This is a genomic window from Aliirhizobium wenxiniae, assembly GCF_019511445.1.
Lineage (GTDB): Bacteria > Pseudomonadota > Alphaproteobacteria > Rhizobiales > Rhizobiaceae > Neorhizobium > Neorhizobium wenxiniae_A.
In genome coordinates, this window is the sequence record NZ_JAEUAN010000123.1 from 1 (window position 1) to 255 (window position 255).

Genomic DNA, 255 nt, shown 5'->3' on the forward strand with positions numbered 1-255 from the left:
TTGAGATCATGCACGAGAGCTATGCCCTGCCCTATAGAACTTTCGATACGCTGCGCTCGGTGCATCGCGCCGAAGTCGTCGACAACAAGCGACTGGATGACATGCTATCTGTTGTCGCCGAGATGCACGCTGGTCGCGAACAGCAACGCAGCAAGGGCGGCCCCCGACGGACCGGGCAGAAAGATCATATGTTCGGCATTCGGGACGGCAGTACTGCGAACGGCTATCAGAAGCGTAGCCGCAAGCCGAGGACAG

The 255-nt window shown here is 58.8% G+C and carries 1 pseudogene; it reads left to right on the top strand.

What is annotated here, in order from left to right:
* Positions 1-255, top strand: a pseudogene (locus tag JNB91_RS31915) (ISNCY family transposase); the annotation flags it as partial.